This window comes from Streptomyces sp. ICN903 (assembly GCF_022015835.1).
GTDB classification, from domain to species: domain Bacteria; phylum Actinomycetota; class Actinomycetes; order Streptomycetales; family Streptomycetaceae; genus Streptomyces; species Streptomyces fenghuangensis.
Map to the genome: position 1 here is coordinate 1 of NZ_JAKMAY010000092.1, position 18879 is coordinate 18879.

An 18879-nucleotide genomic window follows, 5' to 3' on the forward strand; every position below is an offset into this window, starting at 1 on the left:
AGGGGGAGGAGAGGGGGGAGAGGCCCGGGGGGCGGCCCGTACCACCGGCAGACAACGCGCCGGCGGCCGACGCGGTCAACCGCCTTGTCCGAAACGAGTCCTGGAATACCACTCAAGGGTGAGCCGCCGGGCAGCGGGCGGTACGGATCAGTCCGCCAGAGCCCGCTTCAGGCCCCGCTCGCGCGGGCCGAGGAAGTGCGGATCGGGGGTGAACGTCGCCTCCAGCCCGGCCTTCACCGCGCCCGCCACCTCGCGCAGCGCGCCGTAGTACCAGGTGGCGTCGTGCGGCTCGGCGACCCCGACGCCGTGCGCGTCGATCCCGGCGGCCCGGCACAGGGCCAGCGCGCGGCGTATGTGGAAACCCTGGCTCACCAGCAGCGCGCGCTCCACGCCGAAGATCCGCCGGGCGCGGGCGCAGGAGTCCCAGGTGTCGAAGCCCGCGTGGTCGCCGACGACGTCCCCGGCGGGGACGCCGCGGCGCACCAGGTAGTCCCGCATGGCGCCCGTCTCGTCGTAGTCGCGGCGGCTGTTGTCGCCGGTGACCAGTACCGCGCGCACCCGGCCCCGGCCGTACAGTTCGGCGGCGGCGTCCAGCCGGTGCGCCAGGTACGGGGACGGCTCCCCGTCCCACAGCCCGGCGCCGAACACGACCGCGACCGGGGCGGCGGGCGCGTCCCCGACGGTGCGGAAGCGGTCGCCGGCGGAGACCGCGACCCAGGTCGCGGGCAGCAGCCCCAGTACGCACAGCAGCACCGCGGTCTGGAGGACCTGTCTTCTCCCGGGCTTCGCGATCTTCCCCATCACCTTGGCCCTCACTTCGGCCTTCACCGAGCTGATCACCATACCGACGGAGACGGACCGGGCCGCGCCGCGGTTGCCGCGGCTACGGTGGGCGGGCGGGACCGCGAAGACGGTGAGGAAGAAGGAGAGGAGCGGCGGCCATGGTGGAGACGGGCGTCCTGACGGTGCTGACCACCACCGACAGCAAGGAGAAGGCCGAGGCGCTGGCGCGCGGCGCGGTGGAGGCCCGTGTCGCCGCGTGCGCCCAGATCTCCGGCCCGGTGACCTCGGTCTACCGGTGGGAGGGCGAGGTGCGCGCCGAGCCCGAGTGGCAGGTGCTGCTGAAGACGGCGGCGGCCCGCTACGACGCCCTGGAGGCGCATCTGCGCGCGGCGCACGACTACGACACCCCCGAGATCATCGCCACCCCGGTCGTCCGCGGCGGCGCGGACTACCTGGCGTGGGTCGCCGAGGAGGTGCGCGAGGGGGACGGCGGGGAGGCGGGGAGCGACTGACCGCGCACGCGAGGGACGGGGCGGTCGCAGGGTGCGGCGACGCCCCGCCCTCCCCGGGTTCGTCCGTGCCCGGCCCTTTCCCGCCGTTCGCTCCCCGTGTCGGGTCCGACGAAGCGCCGCGGGCCGGGTCCGGCACGGGAGCGCACTGCGCCCCTGAGCACACCGCGGGGTGACGCGAAGTGACATTCCCCTTGTTTCTTTCGATGTGTTGAAGGAGCGATCGGCCGCTCGGTCTTGTCCGCGCATTTCCGGGATGTTTATGGTCCCCGCATCCCGGTGTTCCCGTCGTCGGCGGACTGTTCCAGAGGCGGTTGACCCATGCAGTTGTCCGACTTGAGCCGCCGGACGGGTGTGCCCGTCCGCACGCTCCGGCTCTACGCGCGCGTCAACCTGCTCCCGGAGGCGGACGTCTACGACATGTCGCACGTACGCAGGGTCGTGCTGGTCAGGGTGCTGCTCGACGTCGGGGGACTGCGGCACTCCGAGATACACGACATCCTGCGGCGCGTCGACTCCTCGCCGGGCTCGCTCCACGACCTGCTCGGCGCCGTCCAGTACGCCCTGCCGGCGCGCGGCTCCGAGTGCCGGGACCGGCAGTGGGAGCAGGCCCGCGAGCGGGCCGGTGCGCTGGCCGAGCGGCGCGGCTGGCGGGTGGGACCGGACAATCCGGCGTGGCTCACGCTCGTTCAGGCGCTGGTCGCCTGCGAGTGGCTCGGGCAGAGGGACCTGCTGGAGATGATCGACACCTACGCCGAGGCGCTGGAACGGGTCGCCGAGGCCGAGGTGCGGTTGATCCGGGCGCGACCCGACCCGGAGAGCGCGGCGGCGAGCATGGTGTCGACCACCGTCCTGGGCGATGTGATGCTCTCCGCTCTCCGCAGGCTGATGCACGAGCACTTCTCGTCCGCCGTCGACCACGGGCCGGCGGCGGACCGCTGACATCCGGCCGGCTCCGGCGCCGGGGGTGCTGGAAGAGGAAAGCGGAGGAGAACAGGGGGCGCCGGAGCCGGGAAAACGACCACGGGCGGAACAGGGCAAACCGGGATGTCCCGCCGGAAGCGAATCGCGATCCGCGCCGCTTCCGTCCAGGCTTCGAAGCCGTCGCGAGACCGACCGATTCGAGAAGATTATTCCGCTCAATGCCTGTGAAGTGGTCAATTGTTCAGGCAATGTGATCTTTGCTTGACAATTCGATGGGGCGCGGGGCAGGATCGAGTCGATCTTTGGGGCCCATTCCCTTGGCAGCGAGGGCGGTGCGGGGGACCGGCCGCCGGTGTCGATCGGGGGTAGGGATGTGGACGGCACGCCGAAGAGAGACGGCACCGTCGGGTGGTCGGATCCCGGGAGTGCGGAACTCGGGGACGAGTTGCTGGCTCGGGAAGACGAAGTGCTCGATTCCTACCGGCGCATGCTCATCGAGCAGAAGAATCCGCTGGGAATCAACCCCGAAGCATGGATCACCTGCCGCGAGCAGGGCCGCCACATTCTGACGGAATGCATCCATGTTTTGCGGCACGGCGGTCCTGTGCCATTCAATCAGCAAATATTGAAGAAAACCCGGAGATTAGGCGGAACCCGTATCTCCCAGGGAATCGCGCCGATCTACTCGGTACGTGCCGGCTCCCTCTTCTTCCAGATCGTCATGGACTTCCTCGGCCGACTCTGCGAGGGAAGGCCGAATTCCGAGCAGTATCTGATGAGGGTGCTGCCCGTCCTGCAGACGGCGATCACCCGGCGGCTCGAGGAGGGCGCGACCGGGTATGACCTCTTCCTGCTCGACGTCGTGCGCGACGCCGCGCAGGAGGGCCGGCACGGCATGGCGCGGGAGATCCACGACCGCATCGGCAGCGCGGCCAGCCTCGCTCTGCGCCAGCTGGAACTCTACGAACTCACGCAGAACGTCTCGGCCGTGACGGACCCACGGCTCGGCGGCCTGAAGCAGGCCATCCTGGAGACCCTGTACACGACCCGGGACGTCGTCACCGAACTGCGCACCCGAACGGACACCACCAGATCCCTCCAGGTCGCCCTCTCCGCCTTCGCCACCAGCATGGTCTTCGACGAGCCCGCCGTGGAGATCCGGGTGGAGGACTCGGACGACCTGCTGCCCCGGGCGATCGGCGACGACCTGTTCATCATCCTCCGCGAGTGCCTGCGCAACGCGCTGGCGCACGCCTCCGCGTCCCGTGTCGCCGTCGACGTCCGGGTCGTCACGGGCCGCGTCACGGCCGCCGTGCGGGACGACGGCGTCGGTTTCTCGCCGGAGAGCCGCCGGGGCAACGGACTCGCCTCACTGCACGAGCGCATCCAGTTGCTCGGCGGACGGATCGCCATCGCCAGCGCTCCTGGGGCGGGCACGACCGTCGACCTCTCCATTCCACTGTTCGAGGAGAACCATGCGGGCGACTGATGAGGGACGAGCGCCGGCTGCCGAGCCGATCCGCATCGTCGCCGTGGACGACCACTCCCTGCTGCGCAGCGCCCTGTGCCAGCTGATCGACGCGGAGGAGGACCTGCGGGTCGTGGCGGACGTCGACACGTCCCAGGGCCTGGCCGATCTGGTGGAGCGGACCCGCGCCCAGGTGGTGCTGCTCGACGTGGAGATGCCGGACCACCACGCCCCCACCGTGGTCGGCGAGCTGACCCGGCGCTTCCCCGGGCTGCACGTGCTGGTGCTGACGATGTACAACGACGCGCAGCTGGTGCAGGAAATGCTCGCCCGCGGCGCCCGGGGGTACCTGCACAAGAGCGTTCCGCGCGAGTCGCTGCTCTCCGCGATCCGGAACGCGACCGTCCGCGATCCCCACGTCACCATCGCCGTGCCGCGGAGCGGAATGTCGGAATCCGGATTCCGGGAGCCGCAGCAGACGCTTTCGCCGCGGGAGCGCGAGGTCCTCACGTACGCCGCCGCGGCCCTGAGCAACCGCCAGATCGCCAGCAGGCTGAAAATCACCGAGGGTACGGTCAAGCGACACCTTCGGAACATCTTCGAGAAACTCGGGGCCGTCTCCCGCATCGACGCCGTCAACAAAGCCGTGGACGCGCATCTGATACGAAGACCCTGACTCTTGACCGGCGCCCTCGGAGGCATCAAGTCCGTTTTCTTTGCGGGTCCCGCTCGGGAATGTGGCATTCCGCGGATACCTCTTTGAGGGTACGTGCGCTACCCCATGGAGAGCCTGTTCCCATGGTGTCCACCCGCATAGATTCGTTCGCATGCCGATAGCGACGCTTGCAAAACCGTCGAGGCCCGCGACAGCCACGAACCCCATGAAGGATTCCGGACGGGCCGAGGGCTTCCGGACGGAGCTCGCTCTCCTGCTGCTCTGTTTCGTGGAATCCCGTCCGGCCGTTCTGGGAATATTCCTGCTGCGCTTTCTCACGGCGGGCGCGGTCGGTCTGACCTCGGTCGTGTCGTTTCCCCCGTCCCTGCTCGTCGGCGCGGCCGTCTGGTTCTGCTCCGTCTCCTTCACCTACCTCTACAACGGTGTGACGGACGTCGGCGAGGACCGGGCCAACGGCTCCCGGCGCCCCATCGCGCGCGGCGCCCTGCCCGTCGCCTGTGCCCGCCGCACCGCCTGGGCGCTGGCCGTGCTCGCGCTTTGCGGGGGCGCCGCCCTCGGGCCCGTCATGCTCGCCGCCACCGCCTGCATGATCCTGCTGGGATACGCGTACTCCGTCCCCGGGATCGCCCTCAAGAGGCGTACTCCCAGCACCATCGCGGTCGTGGTCGCCAGCGGCGCCCTCACCTACACCGCGGGATGGTCCTCCGGCACCGTCCCGTCCTCGTCGGCCCTGCTCGTCTTCAGCACGGCCATGTGCCTGTGGATGGGCATGGTCGGAGCGGCGGCCAAGGACTTCTCCGACGCGGAGGGCGACGCCAGGCACGGCCGCCGCAACTGGACGGTGCTGTGGGGCCGGGCCGTCACGGCGTGCATCGTCTCGCTGAGCGCCGTCGCCATCGGCGCCGGGCTGCTCGCCGTCGCCACCGTCCTCGACCTGCCCGAGTTGCTCGCACCCGGCGCCGTCGTGCTCACCGGGGCGCTGGCGCTGTCCGCGGTGGCGCTCAGCGCGCGGCGCGGGGACTCACGGGCTCGCCGGCGGCTGCCGTACCGGATCTTCATGATCACGCAGTACGCCGCGCACCTCGTCACCCTCCACCAACCGATCGCCTAGAACGGGGATTCACGATGAGCGGCCTCAGAGCCGGATTCCGGATACTCGGACCACTGGAGACCTTCAGCGATTCCGCAGTGCACCGCCCGGGCGGTCCCAAGGTGCGCGCACTGCTCGCCCTGCTCGCGGTACGGGCGAACGACATCGTCGAGATGGACACCCTCGTCGAGGAGCTGTGGGGCGACGCCCCTCCGCCCACCGCGGTCAGCACCGTCCGCACCCACGTCTACCACCTGCGCCAGGAACTCGAACGCGCGCTGGGCCCCGAGGCCGTGCGCGACCTGGTCGTCACCGGGGCCACCGGGGCCACCGGCTACTCGCTGCGGCTTCAGCCCGGGCAACTGGACCTCGACGCCTTCACCCGGCTGTACGAACAGGGACGCGCCGAACTCCGCACCGGCCACCGCGAGGCCGCGCTGGAGTGCCTCGACGCCGCACTCGGCCTGTGGCGCGGCCGGACCCTCGCCGACGTCGCCCATGGCCGGGTGCTGGCCGGGCACGTGGCCCGGATCGACGAACTGCGCGTGCGCGCCCAGGAACTGCGCATCGAGGCCGCGATGAGGCTGGGGCACCACCGCGAGCTCGTCCCGGAGCTGCGGCGCCTCGTCGCGACGCACCCGCTCAACGAGTGGCTGCACGCCCGGCTGATCGACGCCCTGCACCGTTCGGGCCGGCGCGGCGACGCGCTGCGCGCCTTCCACCACGTACGGGCCGTGCTCTCCGAGGAACTGGGTCTGGAACCCTCCGAGGACCTGCGGCGGCTCCAGCACCACATCCTGATGGGGAGCCCGGTGGCATGAGCGCGGCGGAACCCCGGATCCGTGTCTGGACGGTGCGGGTCCAGCCCGGCGGAGCGGAGCACGACGACGCGTACGCCGTTCTCGACGAGGTGGAGCGGGCCCGGGTGGCCCGCTTCCGCCGCGAGACCGACCGGCGGCGCTACGTGGGCGCCCATCTGGCGTACCGGACGATCCTCGGGCAGCGGCTCGGAGTGGCCCCGCACGAGGTCCGCTTCCGCCGCCTGTGCGGGCAGTGCGGCGACGAGGGGCACGGCAAGCCCACACCCTTCGCGCCGGACGGGACCGCGCTGTCGGCGAGCCTGTCGCACTCGGGCGCCTACGCTCTGGTCGCGGTCTGCGACGAGCCGGACGTACCGGTCGGCGTGGACATCGAGCGGGTCAGGCCGCAGATGGACTGGGCCGGCATCCCGTGCGTCCAGGGCGGCCGCAACACCCACGGCTTCGAGCAGTGGACACGGGCCGAGGCCCTGATCAAGGCGGCCGGCACGGGGCTCAGCCGCACCCCGCCGCGTTACACCGGCAGGGTCTTCGGCCCGTGGCGGGCGGCGCACGTGCCCGGCAGCGGGCGCGAGTGGTTCGTGCGCAGCGTGCACAGCCCCGGAGGGTACGCGGCGTCGCTGGCGAGCGGGGACCCGCGCGCGGGGACGGACATCGGGACGTGGAGCGGCTGACCGGAACGGGCGGCAGGATGTGCGAAGGCCCCGGGCACCTGCCCGGGGCCTTCGCACATCCTGCCGCCCGTCAGCGCAGGAGCACGCAGGAGGGGCTGGCCACCCGCAGGGGGGGCGCCACCGGGTGGAGCCGGCCGTGCTCCGGGTCCATCCGGAAGGCGCTCACGGACTGGCCCGCCTGGTTTGCGGTGTAGACGTACCGGTCCGAGGCGTCGAGCGCGACGTCGCGCGGCCACCGGGTGCCCGGGGCCTTGGGGGTCACCGGCTGGGACTCCAGGAGGGTCAGGGTGCGGCCGGCGTCCCGGACCCGGAAGAGCTCGACCGTGTCCAGGCCCCGGTCGGCGGTGACCAGGAGCTTTCCGTCGCTGGTGAGGTGCACCGCGGAGGGCGCGTTGCGCGGGTCGAAGCCGGCCGGCGCGACGGAGGCGTGGGAGACGGGCGTCAGCCGCCCGGTGCCCGCGTCGTACGCCAGGACGGTGACCGTGTGGCCCAGCTCGTTCGTCACGTAGGCGAACCGCCCGGAGGGGTGGAACACCAGGTGCCGGGGGCCGGTGCGCGCGCCGACCGGGAACCGGCCGGCGCGCCGCAGCCGCCCGGTGCGGGTGTTGAAGTCGTAGACGTGGATGTGGTCGTCGCCCTTGTCGGGGACGAGCAGCCGGCGCCCCCCGGGGACGAAGACGGCCATGTGGGGATGGGGACCGCGCTGCTCGACGGGGTGCGGGCCCCGGCCACGGTGGCGGACCACCTCGACGGCGTCCAGGATCTCGCCCCCGGCCCCCAGGGGCAGGACCGCCACGTGCCCCGAGCCGTAGTTGGCGGTGACCAGGAAGCGGCCCTGCGGATGCACGGCGAGGTGCACGGGGGCCGCGCCCCGACTGGACCGGGGCCTGCCCAGGGGGGACAGGCCCCCGTCCCCCGAGACGCGGAAGGCGTGGACCGAGCCGGTCGCGCCTCCCGGGAGCTGACTGACGGCGTACAGCACGCGGCGGTCCGGGGAAAGGGTGAGGAAGGAGGGGTTCTCGATTCCCGTGCGCCAGCCGGCGAGTTCGAGCCGACCCCCCGGGTCGACGGCGGCGATGCCGATGCCGGGCAGTCCGGGCAGCCCGTACTCGCCGGTGGTGAAGCCGCCGATGTAGGCGTGGCGGGCGTGCGGTCGGGGCGGGCCGCCGAAGACGGCGCTCGTCCCGGCCCAGCCGGCGGCCGCGGCACCGGCCGCCGCGAGCGTGAGGACACGGCGCCTGCCGTATGTGGAGGTCATACCGATGCTCCGAGGACGAGTCCGGGTGCGAACAGGACGGCGAGTCCGGCGGCCGCCAGGGCGAACAGCACCTGCCAGTGGGCGCGCAGCCCGCGTACCCGCGCGCTGCGGCGGGCCGCGGCCAGCGCGGCGGCGCCGGCCGCCCAGGCGGGGAGGGTCAGGCGCATGGTGATCTCACCCGCGAAGAGCAGCCCGGCACGCGGGGTGACGCACTCGGTGGCCGAACACCCGGGGACTTGCCCGGGAGCGCTCAGCGCGGCGGCGGCACCGAGGGCGGTCAGGGGCACGACCACGGTGAGCGCGGTCAGCCAGACGTAGGGCCCCAGGCCCGTGCCCCGCCGCGTACGCCGCCGGGTGACGGCGTACGCGGCGAGGGCGGGCACCCAGCCAGCCGCGACCCCGAACAGCCCGGCGTGCGCGGCCTCGGACAGGGCGGCCCAGACGGTGTCCGGCCCCGCCGGCGGCCGCACGAGCGCCGGCAGCGCGGCGGCCGCGGCGAGCGAGGCCGCGGTATGGGCCCAGGTCCTGGCGAAGGACGGCGCCCCGGCCAGGGCGATGAACACCCCGGCGAGCACGGTGACGAGCATCGGGGAGCCCGCCGTCACGCCCCACGGGAGCGGGAACCCCGGCAGTCCCGCGCCGAGCGGTCCCGGCCGGGTGCTCCAGTCCCCGAAGAGCGCGGCAAGCACGGCGGTGATCCCGGCGGCGGCGACGGCCGCCGCCGGCTGCCGGTCCGGCCCGGCGGCCCCGTGCCCGGTGGAACCGGGACGCGGCGCGGCGGACGGGGCGGCCGGCCCGGGGGTGCCGGCCGCCCCGCCGGTCCGTCGGGGGCGCCAGGGGGCGGGCGCGCCCGACGGACGGACGGTGGTCATCCGACGGCTCCGGCCGTCGGGGCGGTGGGCGCCGCCGCGTGTTGCGGCGCCGGGGCCTCGCCCTCGCGGAAGCCGTACTTCGACCACCAGCGGGCGAGCGGCGCGGGCGCCCACCAGGCCCACTTGCCCAGCAGCGCCATCGTGGCCGGCACCAGCAGGCCGCGCACGATCGTCGCGTCGACGAGGACGGCGATCACCAGGCCGACGCCGATCATCTTCATGAAGAGGATGGAGGAGGCCATGAATCCGCCGACCACCACGACGAGCAGCAGTGCCGCGCTGGTGATGATCTTCGCGGTGCGCTGCACCCCGCGCGCCACCGACTCCACCGGGTCGAGGCCGGCCTCCCACTCCTCACGGACGCGGGAGAGCAGGAACACCTCGTAGTCCATGGCGAGGCCGAAGGCGATCGCGATCACCAACACCGGGAAGTTCGCGTCCACCGCGCCGATCGGCTCGAAGCCGAGCAGGCCGGACAGATGACCGTCCTGGAAGATCCACTTGATCGCGCCGAACGCCGCGAGCAACGACAGCAGGTTCAGGACCACCGACTTCAGCGGCAGCAGCAGAGACCCGAAGGCGAGGAACAGCACCAGGAAGGAGACGACGGCCACGAACAGCGCCATCCAGGGCAGCCGCTCGCCGATCATGCCGACGATGTCGACACGCGAGGCGGGCATGCCGGTGAGCAGCGTCTCGGCGCCGGCGGGCGGGGAGAGGGCGCGCACCTCGTGCACCATCTCGCTCGCCTCGGCCGACATCGGGTCGGGGGTGTAGCGCAGGGTGACTCGGGCGTCGTCGCCCTGCACGGCGGTGGTGGCCACCGACGCGATCCCGTCGACGCCGGCCAGCTCACGCTCGTAGGACGAGAGCGCGGCGCGGTCCGCCGGCCCGTCGAAGCGCACGACCGCCGTCATGATCCGGCCGGGGTCGGTCTCGAAGTCCCGCTCCAGCGTCCTGCTGACGACCCTGGCGTCGGCGTCGGAGGGCAGCACCCAGTCGCCCGGTCGGGCCCAGTTGGCACCCAGGAGGGGGGCGCCGAGGCCGACCAGGACGGCGACGATGGCGACCGTGGAGAGCACCGGCCTGCGCATCACGGAGTGGGCGGTGCGGTACCAGCGGCCCTGCGTCTCGGGCCTCGACGCGCGGCGGCGGCCCGGCAGCGGGATGCGCCACTTGTCGATGCGGTGGCCCGTGTAGCGCAGCAGGGAGGGGAGCAGCGTGAGGGAGCCGAGGACGGCGAAGGCGACGACGGCCACGGCCGCGTACCCCATGGAGCTGAGGAAGCGGGACGGGAAGAGTGCGAGTCCGGCGAAGGAGATCGCGACCGCCAGCCCGGAGAAGGCGACGGTGCGGCCCGCGGTGGCGGTGGCGCGCTGCACGGCGGTGTCGACGTCGGCTCCCGCGTGGAGTTCCTCACGGTAGCGGTTGACCAGGAACAGTGCGTAGTCGATGGCGAGGCCGAGGCCGAGGATCGTGATGACGTTGATGACCGTGCTGGAGATCTCGGTGAACATCGTCAGCACGCGCAGTACGACGAAGGAGCCCAGCGCGACGAACGTGCCGACGGCCAGGGGGAGGAGCGCGGCGACCGCGCTGCGGAAGATCAGGACCAGCAGGACCAGCAGGATCGGGACCGAGAGCATCTCGGCGCGCGCGATGTCGGCGCCGGTGAGGGCGTTGACCTGCTCGGTCATGGCCGCCACACCGCCGTACTCGACGGTCACGCCCGGCGCTTCGAAGTCCTCCTTGATCCTGGCGAGGGCCTCTACCTGTTCCTGGTCGTCGTCGGTGGCGAACTGCACGGCGACGTACGTCGCGTGGCGGTCCTCCGAGACGTAGGCGCCCTTGTCCTGCGACCCGGGGTCCCAGTACGACTCCAGCCGTTCGATGCCGTCGCGCGGCACACCGGCGAGGGCTTCGCGGACCGGGTCCGCGAAGGCGGGGTCGTCGACGGTGCGGTCCTCGCTCCCGTACAGCACGATGAGGTCGTTGGACTCGCGCCCCAGCGGCCCGTCGAGCACCCTGTCGGCGGCCACGGACTCGCTCGCCGGATCGTCGAATCCGGCCCCGCCGGTGAACGAGCCGAAGACCCCCGTTCCCCAGACGCCGGCGAACAGCGTGAACACGACCGCGGCGATGACGACCCATCGCCGGCGCCGCGCGGCGAATCTTCCGATAGCGGCAAACACTCGTCTCTCCCTGGCTATGAAAAAGAAGTCACATTCCCGGCCCGCCCCAGGCTTCCGGGAGAGGGGACCGCGCGGTATTCACGTTTGGGGTAATCGGCTATGCCTCTTTGGGAGTGGGCGCGGCGGAGGCGGCCCGCGCGGCGCGGCCGACGGCGCGCCGCTGGACGAGCGCGGCGACGCCGCCCACCACGACCGACAGGCCGAGCCCGATCGCGATCGAGTGGACCGGGTCGTCGCTGACCGCGCCCCCGAAGTACCCCACGCCCACCGAATAGGCGGCCCAGACCGTCTCCGCGAGCGCGGCCCCGACGGCGAACTTGCGCGCCGGATAGTGCGCCGCTCCCGCCGCGAGGCCGCCGAGCAGCCGCCCGCTGGGCAGGAAGCGGACCCCCACGATGAAGGGGATGCCGCCGCGCTGGACCCGCAGGGCCGCCCAGTCGAACAACTCGCCGCGCCGCCTGCGGGCGACCGCGCGCCGCCGGATCGAACTGCCGGCGAACCAGCCGAAGCGGTGGATCAGCACGTCCCCGAGCAGGGCGCTGCCGGCCACGGAGGCCAGGACGAGCGCGAGCGACATCTCGCCGCGGGCGGCCAGCATCCCGCCGGTGACCAGCAGCGCGGCGTTGGGCAGCAGCGGCGGAAGCGTGGTGGCCGCGAGGATCGCGTACCCCCAGCAGGCCGCGCCCGCGAGCCGGGGCGACAGGCCCGAGGTGAAGTCGATCCACGAGATGAGCGAGGCGGCGTCCATCGCCCGCCCCCTTTCCGGAAGCTCCCGACTCGGTGGCGCAATACCTCCTTGGGGGTACCGCGCCGGTTCTTTCGTAAGCCGTGATGGCGGACCGGACGTCCGTTAGCGTCGCCATGGCGCTCCCGGCCGGTTCGGCCCCACTCGACCTCCGGCAACGATAACCTAAGCTATCGATAGTTTCACTATCACTTACGACGCAGGCTACGACACAGGTGGGTCATGACCGACGCGACGCTGTTCATCTGGGAGTTCGTCCGGACCCGCCGGGACACCGGGGCCATCGCACCCAGCAGCTCCCGGCTCGCCAGAGCCCTGGCCCGCCATGTCGCCCCCGGCACCGGCCACCCGCGGGCGGTGCTGGAAGTGGGACCGGGCACGGGCGCCGTGACCCGGCACATCAAGGACCGGCTCGGACCGCAGGACACCCTCGACCTCGCCGAGGCCAACCCGCGCTTCGCCGAACTGCTGCAGCGGGCCTACGGCGACGACCCCAGACTGCGCCTGCTGACCGGACCGGTGCAGGAGCACGAACTCGGCTCGTACGACACGATCGTGTGCGGGCTGCCGTTCGCGAACTTCGACGCCGCCACGACCGAGGAGATCCTCGGCGGGCTGCTGTCGGCGCTGCGGCCGGGCGGCACGCTGTCCTTCTTCGCGTACGCGGGCATACCGCCGCTGCGCCGGGTGCTCACGGTGGGAACGGCGCGGGAGCGGACGCTCGCGGTGCAGGCCGTGCTCGGACGGATTCTGCGCCGGCACGCGTTCCGCACGGAGACGGTACTGGGCAACCTGCCGCCGGCGCGGGTGCACCACCTGGCGCCGGCGGGCGAGCCCGCGCTGCGGGCCGGGTGACGGCGGGGGCCCGCGGCCCCCACCGCACCCGTCACGCCGAGTGCGGCCGTATCTGCGCGCGCAGGGAGGCGTCCTCCTGCGCGATCCGGCGCAGCGCGGCCATCGCCGCATCGCCGAGGACGGTGCCGAGCACCACTCCCTCGACCTTGCCGTCGGCGCTCGGAGCGCGGGCGACCATGTCCAGCTCGGCGAGCGCCAGCTCGCCGGCCGCCTCCGCGTACCGGTCGAGCAGGTCCAGCAGCTCACCCCGGCCCAGGTCGCGGTAGGTCACCACGATCTGGACCAGCGCCCTCCACCCCGGGTTCCCCGGCTTGGCCGCCCATCCGTGGCGGCGCACCAGCTCGGAGACCTCGCGCTCGGCCCGCTCCCACTCCTCCTCGGTGCCGCGCTCGGCCGCGGCGCGGCTCACCGCGGACTGGGCCGCCCCGAGCATGCCGTGCAGCGCGCGGCCCGGCGAGTCGACCTCGGCCAGGACCTCGCGGGCGGCCGCGATGGACAGACCGCCCACCTCCAGCATGGCGCGGATCAGCTTGAGCCGGCGGATGTGCATCTCCGCGTACCGCACCTGGTTCGGACTGGTGCGCTCGCCCGGGGGCAGCAACCCCTCCCGCAGGTAGTACTTGATCGTCGGAACCGGAACTCCGGTACGCCGCGCCAGCTCTCCGATACGCATCCCCCGAGCATAACCGCCCCGGAGGAGGACGCCGGAGCAGGGCTTTTATCGCGCTTGAATTCCGGCTTGATCGCGAATTCATCGACCGCTGCGAAGCTTCCGGGGCACCGGTACCCGATTCCAAAGGAAACAGGTATGACCACACAAACGGCACCGGAAATTCCTCCGGTGCCCGCCGAGCTCAGCTACGGTCGCACCGTCGAACGCTCGCTGGTGCACCGGGCTGCGGTCTCCGAGGTCTTCATCACGGACATCCGGTCCCTGGCCGCCAGGAGGGCCCGTGCGGCAGCGCAACTGCCGCTTCTCCACGGCTACTACAGCGACCACCTCCAGCGTCCCGCCGTGTACGACGCGCTGCTGTTGCTGGAATCGGGCCGCCAGGCCGCGATCGCCGGGGCGCACGCCCACATCGGCCTCGCAGCGGGCACGACGATGATTGTCGATTCCTTCCGGCTGGACCTGTACGCCCTGAAGGACCTGCTGATCGGCCCCGAGCCGGGCCGGCTGGGCATCGACACCGAGTACATCGGCAACGCCACCCGGCGCGGCCGCTACCGCAAGGGCAAGGTCGTCCAGCACTACCGTCTCGACGGCGCCGGGGTCGGCCGGCACGAGATGGACGTCCTCTTCATCAACGAGCACGAGAACGAGGTGCTCAGGCACGCCCAGCGCGGCACCCCCGCCCCGCTCACCTCCGACTTCGACATCCACGCCCCGGTCACCGACGGCTCCGGGCAGGTCGAGCCGGCCCGCGTGGGGCGCGCCAACCCGCTGAACGTCGTGCTGTCCGGCGCCGGAACGGACGGCGGGCAGGTCGTCGCCGAGGTCACTCCGCGCCTGGACAACCGTGCGCTCTTCGACCACGTCTACGACCACCTGCCCGCCATGACGCTGGTCGAGGCGGCGCGGCAGCTCGCGCTGCTCGAGGCCGGGGACCCGTCGGCCGTCTACGCCGTCGGGTTCGAAGCCGCCTTCCAGCGGTTCGCCGAGCTGGACGGGACCGTCCGGGCCGTCGCGCCCCGGCTACGGCCCGGCGGGGTCCGCGGCGAGGTGCCGGTGAACTTCGTCCAGGCCGGAACGGAGATCGCGAAGGTGACCGTCACCGTGGCTTTCGGGAGTGAGCTGTGAACGCCGGGCGCATGGCGGTCTGGACCGACTTCGGCGGAGTGCTGACACCGCCCATCGCCCACACCATGGCGGTCTTCTGCCGATCCCAGGGGCTTGATCCGGACGTGCTCGGGCAGGCCCTGGGGAAGGTGGCGGCCCGCTACGGCACCACCGACGTCATGGAGCCGATCGACACGCCCCTGGTCTCCGAGGAGGAGTGGCTCCGGCAGGTCTCAAAGGCGCTGGAAGCCGACCACGGCGTCACCGGCGTACGGCTGACGACGCTCGCCGACGCCTGGTTCGACGGCCGTGAGACCAACCTGGCCTGGGTCGCCGAGCTGCGCAAGGCGCGTGCCCGCGGCGCGTTCGTCGGGCTGCTCTCCAACATGGTCCCGGCCTGGGACGCCCACTGGCGCCGCATGCTCGACTGGACCGAGCTCTTCGACGACGTCCTGCTCTCCTTCGAGGCCGGCCACCGCAAGCCCTCCCCGCGGATGTTCGCGCTCGCCGCCGAGCGGGCCGGAGTGCCCGCGGACCGGTGCGTGCTCATCGACGACCTCGCGTACAACTGCGCGGGCGCCGAGGCCGCCGGCTGGCACGCCATCCACTTCACCGACACCACCGAGGCGGCGGAGCGGCTCGGCGAGCTGCTGTCCCCCGCCCCCGGAAGGAGCTGAGCCGTGAGCCGTTCCGTACTGGTCACCGGCGGGAACCGGGGCATCGGCCTCGCCACCGCCCGCGCCCTGGCCGAGCAGGGCGACAAGGTCGCCGTCACCTACCGCTCCGGCGAGCCGCCCGAGGGACTGTTCGGGGTGCGCTGCGACGTGACGGACCCCGAGTCCGTCCGCCGGGCCGTGGAGGGGGCCCGGATTCAGCACGGCCCCGTCCAAGTCCTCGTCTCCAACGCGGGCATCACCCGCGACCAGCTCCTGGTCGGCATGGAGGACGAGGACTTCCGCGCCGTCATCGAGACCAACCTGATGGCCGCGGTGACGGTGGCCAGGGAGGTCGTGCCGGACATGCTCAAGGCCCGCTGGGGCCGGGTGGTCCTCGTCTCCTCCATGAGCGCCATGGCCGGTGCCCCGGGCCAGACCAACTACGCGGCCTCCAAGGCCGGGCTGATCGGCTTCGGCCGCTCACTCGCCCGCGAGGTGGGCAGGCGGAACGTCACGGTCAACGTCGTCTCGCCCGGCCTGATCGAGACCGACATGGTCAGGGACGTCACCGACGCGCGGCGCGAGCACGTGCTCGCCCAGACCTCGCTGTTCCGGGCCGGCCGACCCGAGGAGGTGGCCCACGTGGTGCGCTTCCTCGCCAGCGAGGAGGCCTCCTACGTCACCGCCGGGATCATCCCGGTCACCGGCGGCCTCGGCGTCGGCCACTGAACCCGCCGGCCCCACCGGTTTCCCGTTCACATCACGCAGAGAGGACGCACATGTCCAACGACACCGTGCTGGAGATCGCCCACCAGATGGGCAGGATCTTCAACGACCTCGACGAGAAGGTCGCCCGCGAACTGGTCGCCCCCGACTTCGTCGACTACGAGGCCCCGCCCGGCACCCCCGGCGGCCCCGACGGCTACCTCGGTACCGCCCGCTGGATGAACAGCGTGTTCGCGGAGGCCAGCTGGGACCACATCGACAGCTTCGCGGACGGCGACAAGGCCGTCATCCGGGTCCGGTTCACCGGTGTCCACACCGGCAACTTCCTGGGCTTCGAAGGCACCGGCAACAAGGTCGACGTCGAGCACATCCACATCTACCGGGTGGGCGAGGACGGCCTGGTGCACGAGCACTGGGCGTGCCGCCAGGACCTGTTCCTGCTGGCCCAGATCGGCGCGGTCGAGCTGAAGCTGCCGCCGACGGGCACACAGGCGTAACCCGTCCCCCGCCGCCGACAGGCCGCCGGACCCACGGGCCGGCGGCCTGTCGCCATGCTGGAAGGAAGCAGACACGAATGAGAGCGAAAAGGGCGGCCTGGGCGCTTCTGGCGACCTCGGTGCCCATGTTCATGGTGGCGTTGGACAACCTGGTGGTGACCAACGCGCTGGCCGTCATCGCCCGTGACCTCGGGGTGGGCCAGTCCGGGCTGCAGTGGGTGGTCAACGGGTACGTCCTCGCCTTCGCGGGGCTGCTGCTCGCCGGGGCGGCACTCGGCGACCGGATCGGCCGGCGGCGGGTGTTCGTCTGGGGCGTCGTGCTGTTCACGGTCGCCTCGGCGGCGTGCGCGCTCGCGGACTCGGCGGGCGCCCTGGTCGCGGCCCGAGTCCTGCAGGGCGCGGGGGCGGCGGCGATCCTGCCGGTGTCGCTGACCCTGGCGGTCGCCTCCGTCGGCAGGGCACGGCGCCCGCTCGCGGTCGGGGTGTGGGGCGGGGTCAACGGGCTGGGCATCGCGCTCGGCCCGATGGCCGGAGGCCTGGTCACCGAGGGCCTGGACTGGCACTGGATCTTCTGGATCAACGTCCCGGTGGGCGTGGTCGCGCTGCCGCTGGCGCTGTGGGCGATCCGCGAGTCCAGGGGCGCCCCCCGCCCGATGGACCTGCCCGGCACCGCCCTGGTGACGGCCGGCGTCGTCGCCGTGGTGTGGGGCGTCGTGCAGGCCGCCGACCACGGCTGGACCGGACCCCGGCCGCTCGCCGGGCTGGGCGCGACGGTGCTGCTCCTCGGCGCCTTCGTGCTGTGGCAGCGGCGGGCGGCCACGCCCCTGGTACCGCCGCACCTGTACCGGACGAGGGCGTTCATGCTGAGCAACGCGTCGGCACTCGCCATGTACTTCGGGGTCTTCGGGTCGATCTTCTTCCTGGCCCAGTTCATGCAGGGGCCGATGGCCTACTCGCCGTCCGAGGCCGGGGTGCGCACCCTGCCGTGGACCGCGGCGCCCATGGTGGTCGTGCCCCTGGCGAGCGCGCTGGTGGGGCGGTTCGGCGGCGGGGCCGTCCAGGCCGCCGGCTGCCTGCTGCAGGCCGGGGCGCTGGCGTGGCTGGCGCTCATCGCCGAGCCGGGGCTGTCGTACGGGCGGATGGTGACCGCGATGGTGCTCGCGGGGGTCGGCATGGGACTGGTCTTCGCGGCGAACCCGGCGACGGTGATCGGCTCGGTCGCCGAACACGAGCACAACCTCGCGTCCGGGGTGAACAACACGGTCCGCGAGTTCGGCGGGGCGCTCGGCATCGCCGTGCTCACCGCCGTCCACGCACACGGTGGCCTGAGTAGCGCGGTGCTGCTCGGAGCCGCCGTGGTGGGGGCCGGCGCGGTGGCCGGGCTGTTCATTCCGCGGGGAGCGGGCGCCTCCCGTCCTGCCGCTCCTGCGGCATCAGCAGGACACGTGTCCGCGCCAGCACCTTCCGCGCCCCGCAGCGCACCGTCAGGTCGACCCGAGCCGTCCCGTCTTCCCTGACCTCGCCGACCGTGCCGTCGACGGTGAGTTCCACGCCGTCGGCGGTGTCGGGCACCACCACGGGACGGGTGAAACGGGTGCCGTACTCGGTCACGACGGCCCGCTCGCCCGCCCACTCGGCGACGGCGGTCGCGGCCAGGCCCATGCTGAGCATGCCGTGCGCGATGACGCCCGGCAGGCCGGCCGCGGCCGCCCGGGAGTCGGACCAGTGGATGGGGTTGTGGTCCCCCGAAGCGGCCGCGTAGCGCACCAGGTCGGCCCGGGAGATCCGGAAGACCCGGGCGGGGAGCCGCTCGCCGGCGTCCGGGGCCCTCACCGCTCCTCCTTCGCGCGCGACACGAGGGTGGAGGTCGTGGTGCACACCAGCGCGCCGCCGTCCGCCTCGCGGATGTGCCCGCGCAGGGTGACGACGTCATTGCCGTCGACGGTGTCGGCGGAGACCACCTCGACCGTCACCGTCAGCCGATCCCCGGCCCGGACGGGGCGCACGGATTCGAAGCGCTGGTCGCGGTGGACCACCCGGGAGAAGTCGAATCCGAACTCCGGGTCGTCGACGACCTGCTTCTCGGCGCGCATGGACAGCACGATGGGGAAGGTGGGGGGCGCGGTCCGCCCGTCGCCAGGCCCGGCGCCGACCGCGGCGGCGAACTCGCGGACCTTTTCGCGGCCGACCTCGTACGGCTCCGTGGGCGGATAGACCCGTCCGGCGTATGCGATGTTCATGTCTCCGGTCCTCTCGTGTGGGAGTACGCGCCGGCGGCGCCCGCGGGGGAGAGACGCGGGCGCCGCCGCTGGACGTGGGGGGATCGGCCGCCCCGCCCGCGGGCGCGGGCGGGGGT

20 protein-coding genes and 1 pseudogene are annotated in these 18879 nt (G+C 72.6%); 13 read left to right on the top strand and 8 right to left on the bottom strand.

Annotation, left to right across the window (positions count from 1 at the left end):
• Positions 1 to 147: 147 nt before the first annotated feature.
• On the bottom strand, positions 148 to 801 hold the full coding sequence (locus L7D48_RS12150; RefSeq protein WP_237879346.1) for a vancomycin high temperature exclusion protein: 654 nt from the start codon (positions 799 to 801) through the stop codon (positions 148 to 150).
• A 140-nt stretch (positions 802 to 941) separates the two neighbouring features.
• On the opposite strand from L7D48_RS12150, the gene cutA reads away from it, so the two are divergent.
• From cutA to L7D48_RS12185, 7 genes are all read left to right on the top strand, one after another.
• Positions 942 to 1295: a divalent-cation tolerance protein CutA gene (gene cutA, locus L7D48_RS12155; RefSeq protein WP_237879304.1), complete on the top strand. Its 354-nt coding sequence runs from the start codon at positions 942 to 944 to the stop codon at positions 1293 to 1295.
• 318 nt (positions 1296 to 1613) lie between these two features.
• On the top strand, positions 1614 to 2234 hold the full coding sequence (locus tag L7D48_RS12160; RefSeq protein ID WP_237879306.1) for a MerR family transcriptional regulator: 621 nt from the start codon (positions 1614 to 1616) through the stop codon (positions 2232 to 2234).
• A 355-nt stretch (positions 2235 to 2589) separates the two neighbouring features.
• Positions 2590 to 3705 (top strand): sensor histidine kinase, encoded by a 1116-nt coding sequence (locus L7D48_RS29435; protein WP_237879308.1) that lies wholly within the window; start codon positions 2590 to 2592, stop codon positions 3703 to 3705.
• Positions 3692 to 4360 carry a response regulator transcription factor gene (locus tag L7D48_RS12170; RefSeq protein ID WP_237879309.1) on the top strand — a complete coding sequence of 223 codons (669 nt, stop codon included), beginning with the start codon at positions 3692 to 3694 and terminating at the stop codon, positions 4358 to 4360. The genes L7D48_RS29435 and L7D48_RS12170 overlap by 14 nt, the downstream gene beginning before the upstream one ends.
• Positions 4361 to 4565: 205 nt before the next feature.
• Entirely contained in the window at positions 4566 to 5471 is a 906-nt protein-coding gene (locus L7D48_RS12175; protein ID WP_237879311.1) for a UbiA family prenyltransferase, read from the top strand.
• A gap of 14 nt (positions 5472 to 5485) precedes the next feature.
• Positions 5486 to 6271: an AfsR/SARP family transcriptional regulator gene (locus L7D48_RS12180; protein WP_237879313.1), complete on the top strand. Its 786-nt coding sequence runs from the start codon at positions 5486 to 5488 to the stop codon at positions 6269 to 6271.
• The gene (locus L7D48_RS12185; protein ID WP_237879315.1) at positions 6268 to 6942 is read left to right on the top strand and encodes a 4'-phosphopantetheinyl transferase superfamily protein; all 675 of its coding nucleotides are present in this window, start codon (positions 6268 to 6270) and stop codon (positions 6940 to 6942) included. Before L7D48_RS12180 ends, L7D48_RS12185 begins: the two co-directional genes overlap by 4 nt.
• A gap of 70 nt (positions 6943 to 7012) precedes the next feature.
• On the opposite strand, the gene L7D48_RS12190 is transcribed toward L7D48_RS12185, so the two are convergent.
• The 4 genes from L7D48_RS12190 to L7D48_RS12205 all read right to left on the bottom strand — a co-directional run bounded on the left by L7D48_RS12190 (position 7013) and on the right by L7D48_RS12205 (position 12012).
• On the bottom strand, positions 7013 to 8200 hold the full coding sequence (locus L7D48_RS12190; protein ID WP_237879317.1) for a lactonase family protein: 1188 nt from the start codon (positions 8198 to 8200) through the stop codon (positions 7013 to 7015).
• Positions 8197 to 9072 (bottom strand): hypothetical protein, encoded by an 876-nt coding sequence (locus L7D48_RS12195; protein WP_237879319.1) that lies wholly within the window; start codon positions 9070 to 9072, stop codon positions 8197 to 8199. The genes L7D48_RS12190 and L7D48_RS12195 overlap by 4 nt, the downstream gene beginning before the upstream one ends.
• A complete protein-coding gene (locus L7D48_RS12200) occupies positions 9069 to 11264 on the bottom strand; it encodes an MMPL family transporter (protein ID WP_237879321.1) in 2196 nt (731 codons plus the stop codon). The genes L7D48_RS12195 and L7D48_RS12200 overlap by 4 nt, the downstream gene beginning before the upstream one ends.
• Before the next feature lie 97 nt (positions 11265 to 11361).
• Complete coding sequence (locus L7D48_RS12205; RefSeq protein ID WP_237879323.1) at positions 11362 to 12012, bottom strand: DedA family protein; 651 nt, start codon at positions 12010 to 12012, stop codon at positions 11362 to 11364.
• 219 nt (positions 12013 to 12231) lie between these two features.
• On the opposite strand from L7D48_RS12205, the gene L7D48_RS12210 reads away from it, so the two are divergent.
• Positions 12232 to 12864, top strand: a complete 633-nt coding sequence (locus L7D48_RS12210) for a class I SAM-dependent methyltransferase (RefSeq protein WP_237879330.1) — start codon at positions 12232 to 12234, stop codon at positions 12862 to 12864.
• Between the two features lie 31 nt (positions 12865 to 12895).
• Here the strand turns inward: L7D48_RS12210 and L7D48_RS12215 are convergent, their stop codons facing one another.
• On the bottom strand, positions 12896 to 13537 hold the full coding sequence (locus L7D48_RS12215; protein WP_237879332.1) for a MerR family transcriptional regulator: 642 nt from the start codon (positions 13535 to 13537) through the stop codon (positions 12896 to 12898).
• A 135-nt stretch (positions 13538 to 13672) separates the two neighbouring features.
• Between L7D48_RS12215 and L7D48_RS12220 the strand changes: the two genes are divergently transcribed.
• From L7D48_RS12220 to L7D48_RS12240, 5 genes are all read left to right on the top strand, one after another.
• Positions 13673 to 14665, top strand: coding sequence for an AfsA-related hotdog domain-containing protein (locus L7D48_RS12220; protein WP_237879334.1), 993 nt, complete (start codon positions 13673 to 13675; stop codon positions 14663 to 14665).
• A gap of 11 nt (positions 14666 to 14676) precedes the next feature.
• Positions 14677 to 15321 carry an HAD family phosphatase gene (locus tag L7D48_RS12225; RefSeq protein ID WP_237879336.1) on the top strand — a complete coding sequence of 215 codons (645 nt, stop codon included), beginning with the start codon at positions 14677 to 14679 and terminating at the stop codon, positions 15319 to 15321.
• Positions 15322 to 15324: 3 nt separating this feature from the next.
• Positions 15325 to 16029 carry a 3-oxoacyl-ACP reductase FabG gene (fabG, locus tag L7D48_RS12230; protein WP_237879338.1) on the top strand — a complete coding sequence of 235 codons (705 nt, stop codon included), beginning with the start codon at positions 15325 to 15327 and terminating at the stop codon, positions 16027 to 16029.
• Between the two features lie 50 nt (positions 16030 to 16079).
• The gene (locus tag L7D48_RS12235) at positions 16080 to 16523 is read left to right on the top strand and encodes an ester cyclase (RefSeq protein ID WP_237879340.1); all 444 of its coding nucleotides are present in this window, start codon (positions 16080 to 16082) and stop codon (positions 16521 to 16523) included.
• Positions 16524 to 16600: 77 nt separating this feature from the next.
• Positions 16601 to 18040 (top strand): MFS transporter, encoded by a 1440-nt coding sequence (locus tag L7D48_RS12240; RefSeq protein ID WP_256462744.1) that lies wholly within the window; start codon positions 16601 to 16603, stop codon positions 18038 to 18040.
• Between the two features lie 25 nt (positions 18041 to 18065).
• Here the strand turns inward: L7D48_RS12240 and L7D48_RS12245 are convergent.
• Positions 18066 to 18401, bottom strand: a pseudogene (locus tag L7D48_RS12245) (MaoC/PaaZ C-terminal domain-containing protein); the annotation flags it as partial.
• Positions 18353 to 18763 (bottom strand): MaoC family dehydratase N-terminal domain-containing protein, encoded by a 411-nt coding sequence (locus L7D48_RS12250; protein WP_237879344.1) that lies wholly within the window; start codon positions 18761 to 18763, stop codon positions 18353 to 18355. The pseudogene L7D48_RS12245 and the gene L7D48_RS12250, both read right to left, overlap by 49 nt.
• Positions 18764 to 18879: the final 116 nt, after the last annotated feature.

Excerpts from the sequence above, each read along its gene's own strand:
- L7D48_RS12150 (WP_237879346.1), bottom strand. The coding sequence starts at position 801 with ATGGGGAAGATCGCGAAGCCCGGGAGAAGACAGGTCCTCCAGACCGCG.
- cutA (WP_237879304.1), top strand. The coding sequence starts at position 942 with ATGGTGGAGACGGGCGTCCTGACGGTGCTGACCACCACCGACAGCAAG.
- L7D48_RS12160 (WP_237879306.1), top strand. The coding sequence starts at position 1,614 with ATGCAGTTGTCCGACTTGAGCCGCCGGACGGGTGTGCCCGTCCGCACG.
- L7D48_RS12170 (WP_237879309.1), top strand. The coding sequence starts at position 3,692 with ATGCGGGCGACTGATGAGGGACGAGCGCCGGCTGCCGAGCCGATCCGC.
- L7D48_RS12175 (WP_237879311.1), top strand. The coding sequence starts at position 4,566 with ATGAAGGATTCCGGACGGGCCGAGGGCTTCCGGACGGAGCTCGCTCTC.
- L7D48_RS12180 (WP_237879313.1), top strand. The coding sequence starts at position 5,486 with ATGAGCGGCCTCAGAGCCGGATTCCGGATACTCGGACCACTGGAGACC.
- L7D48_RS12185 (WP_237879315.1), top strand. The coding sequence starts at position 6,268 with ATGAGCGCGGCGGAACCCCGGATCCGTGTCTGGACGGTGCGGGTCCAG.
- L7D48_RS12190 (WP_237879317.1), bottom strand. The coding sequence starts at position 8,200 with ATGACCTCCACATACGGCAGGCGCCGTGTCCTCACGCTCGCGGCGGCC.
- L7D48_RS12195 (WP_237879319.1), bottom strand. The coding sequence starts at position 9,072 with ATGACCACCGTCCGTCCGTCGGGCGCGCCCGCCCCCTGGCGCCCCCGA.
- L7D48_RS12205 (WP_237879323.1), bottom strand. The coding sequence starts at position 12,012 with ATGGACGCCGCCTCGCTCATCTCGTGGATCGACTTCACCTCGGGCCTG.
- L7D48_RS12210 (WP_237879330.1), top strand. The coding sequence starts at position 12,232 with ATGACCGACGCGACGCTGTTCATCTGGGAGTTCGTCCGGACCCGCCGG.
- L7D48_RS12215 (WP_237879332.1), bottom strand. The coding sequence starts at position 13,537 with ATGCGTATCGGAGAGCTGGCGCGGCGTACCGGAGTTCCGGTTCCGACG.
- L7D48_RS12220 (WP_237879334.1), top strand. The coding sequence starts at position 13,673 with ATGACCACACAAACGGCACCGGAAATTCCTCCGGTGCCCGCCGAGCTC.
- L7D48_RS12225 (WP_237879336.1), top strand. The coding sequence starts at position 14,677 with ATGGCGGTCTGGACCGACTTCGGCGGAGTGCTGACACCGCCCATCGCC.
- L7D48_RS12235 (WP_237879340.1), top strand. The coding sequence starts at position 16,080 with ATGTCCAACGACACCGTGCTGGAGATCGCCCACCAGATGGGCAGGATC.
- L7D48_RS12240 (WP_256462744.1), top strand. The coding sequence starts at position 16,601 with ATGAGAGCGAAAAGGGCGGCCTGGGCGCTTCTGGCGACCTCGGTGCCC.
- L7D48_RS12250 (WP_237879344.1), bottom strand. The coding sequence starts at position 18,763 with ATGAACATCGCATACGCCGGACGGGTCTATCCGCCCACGGAGCCGTAC.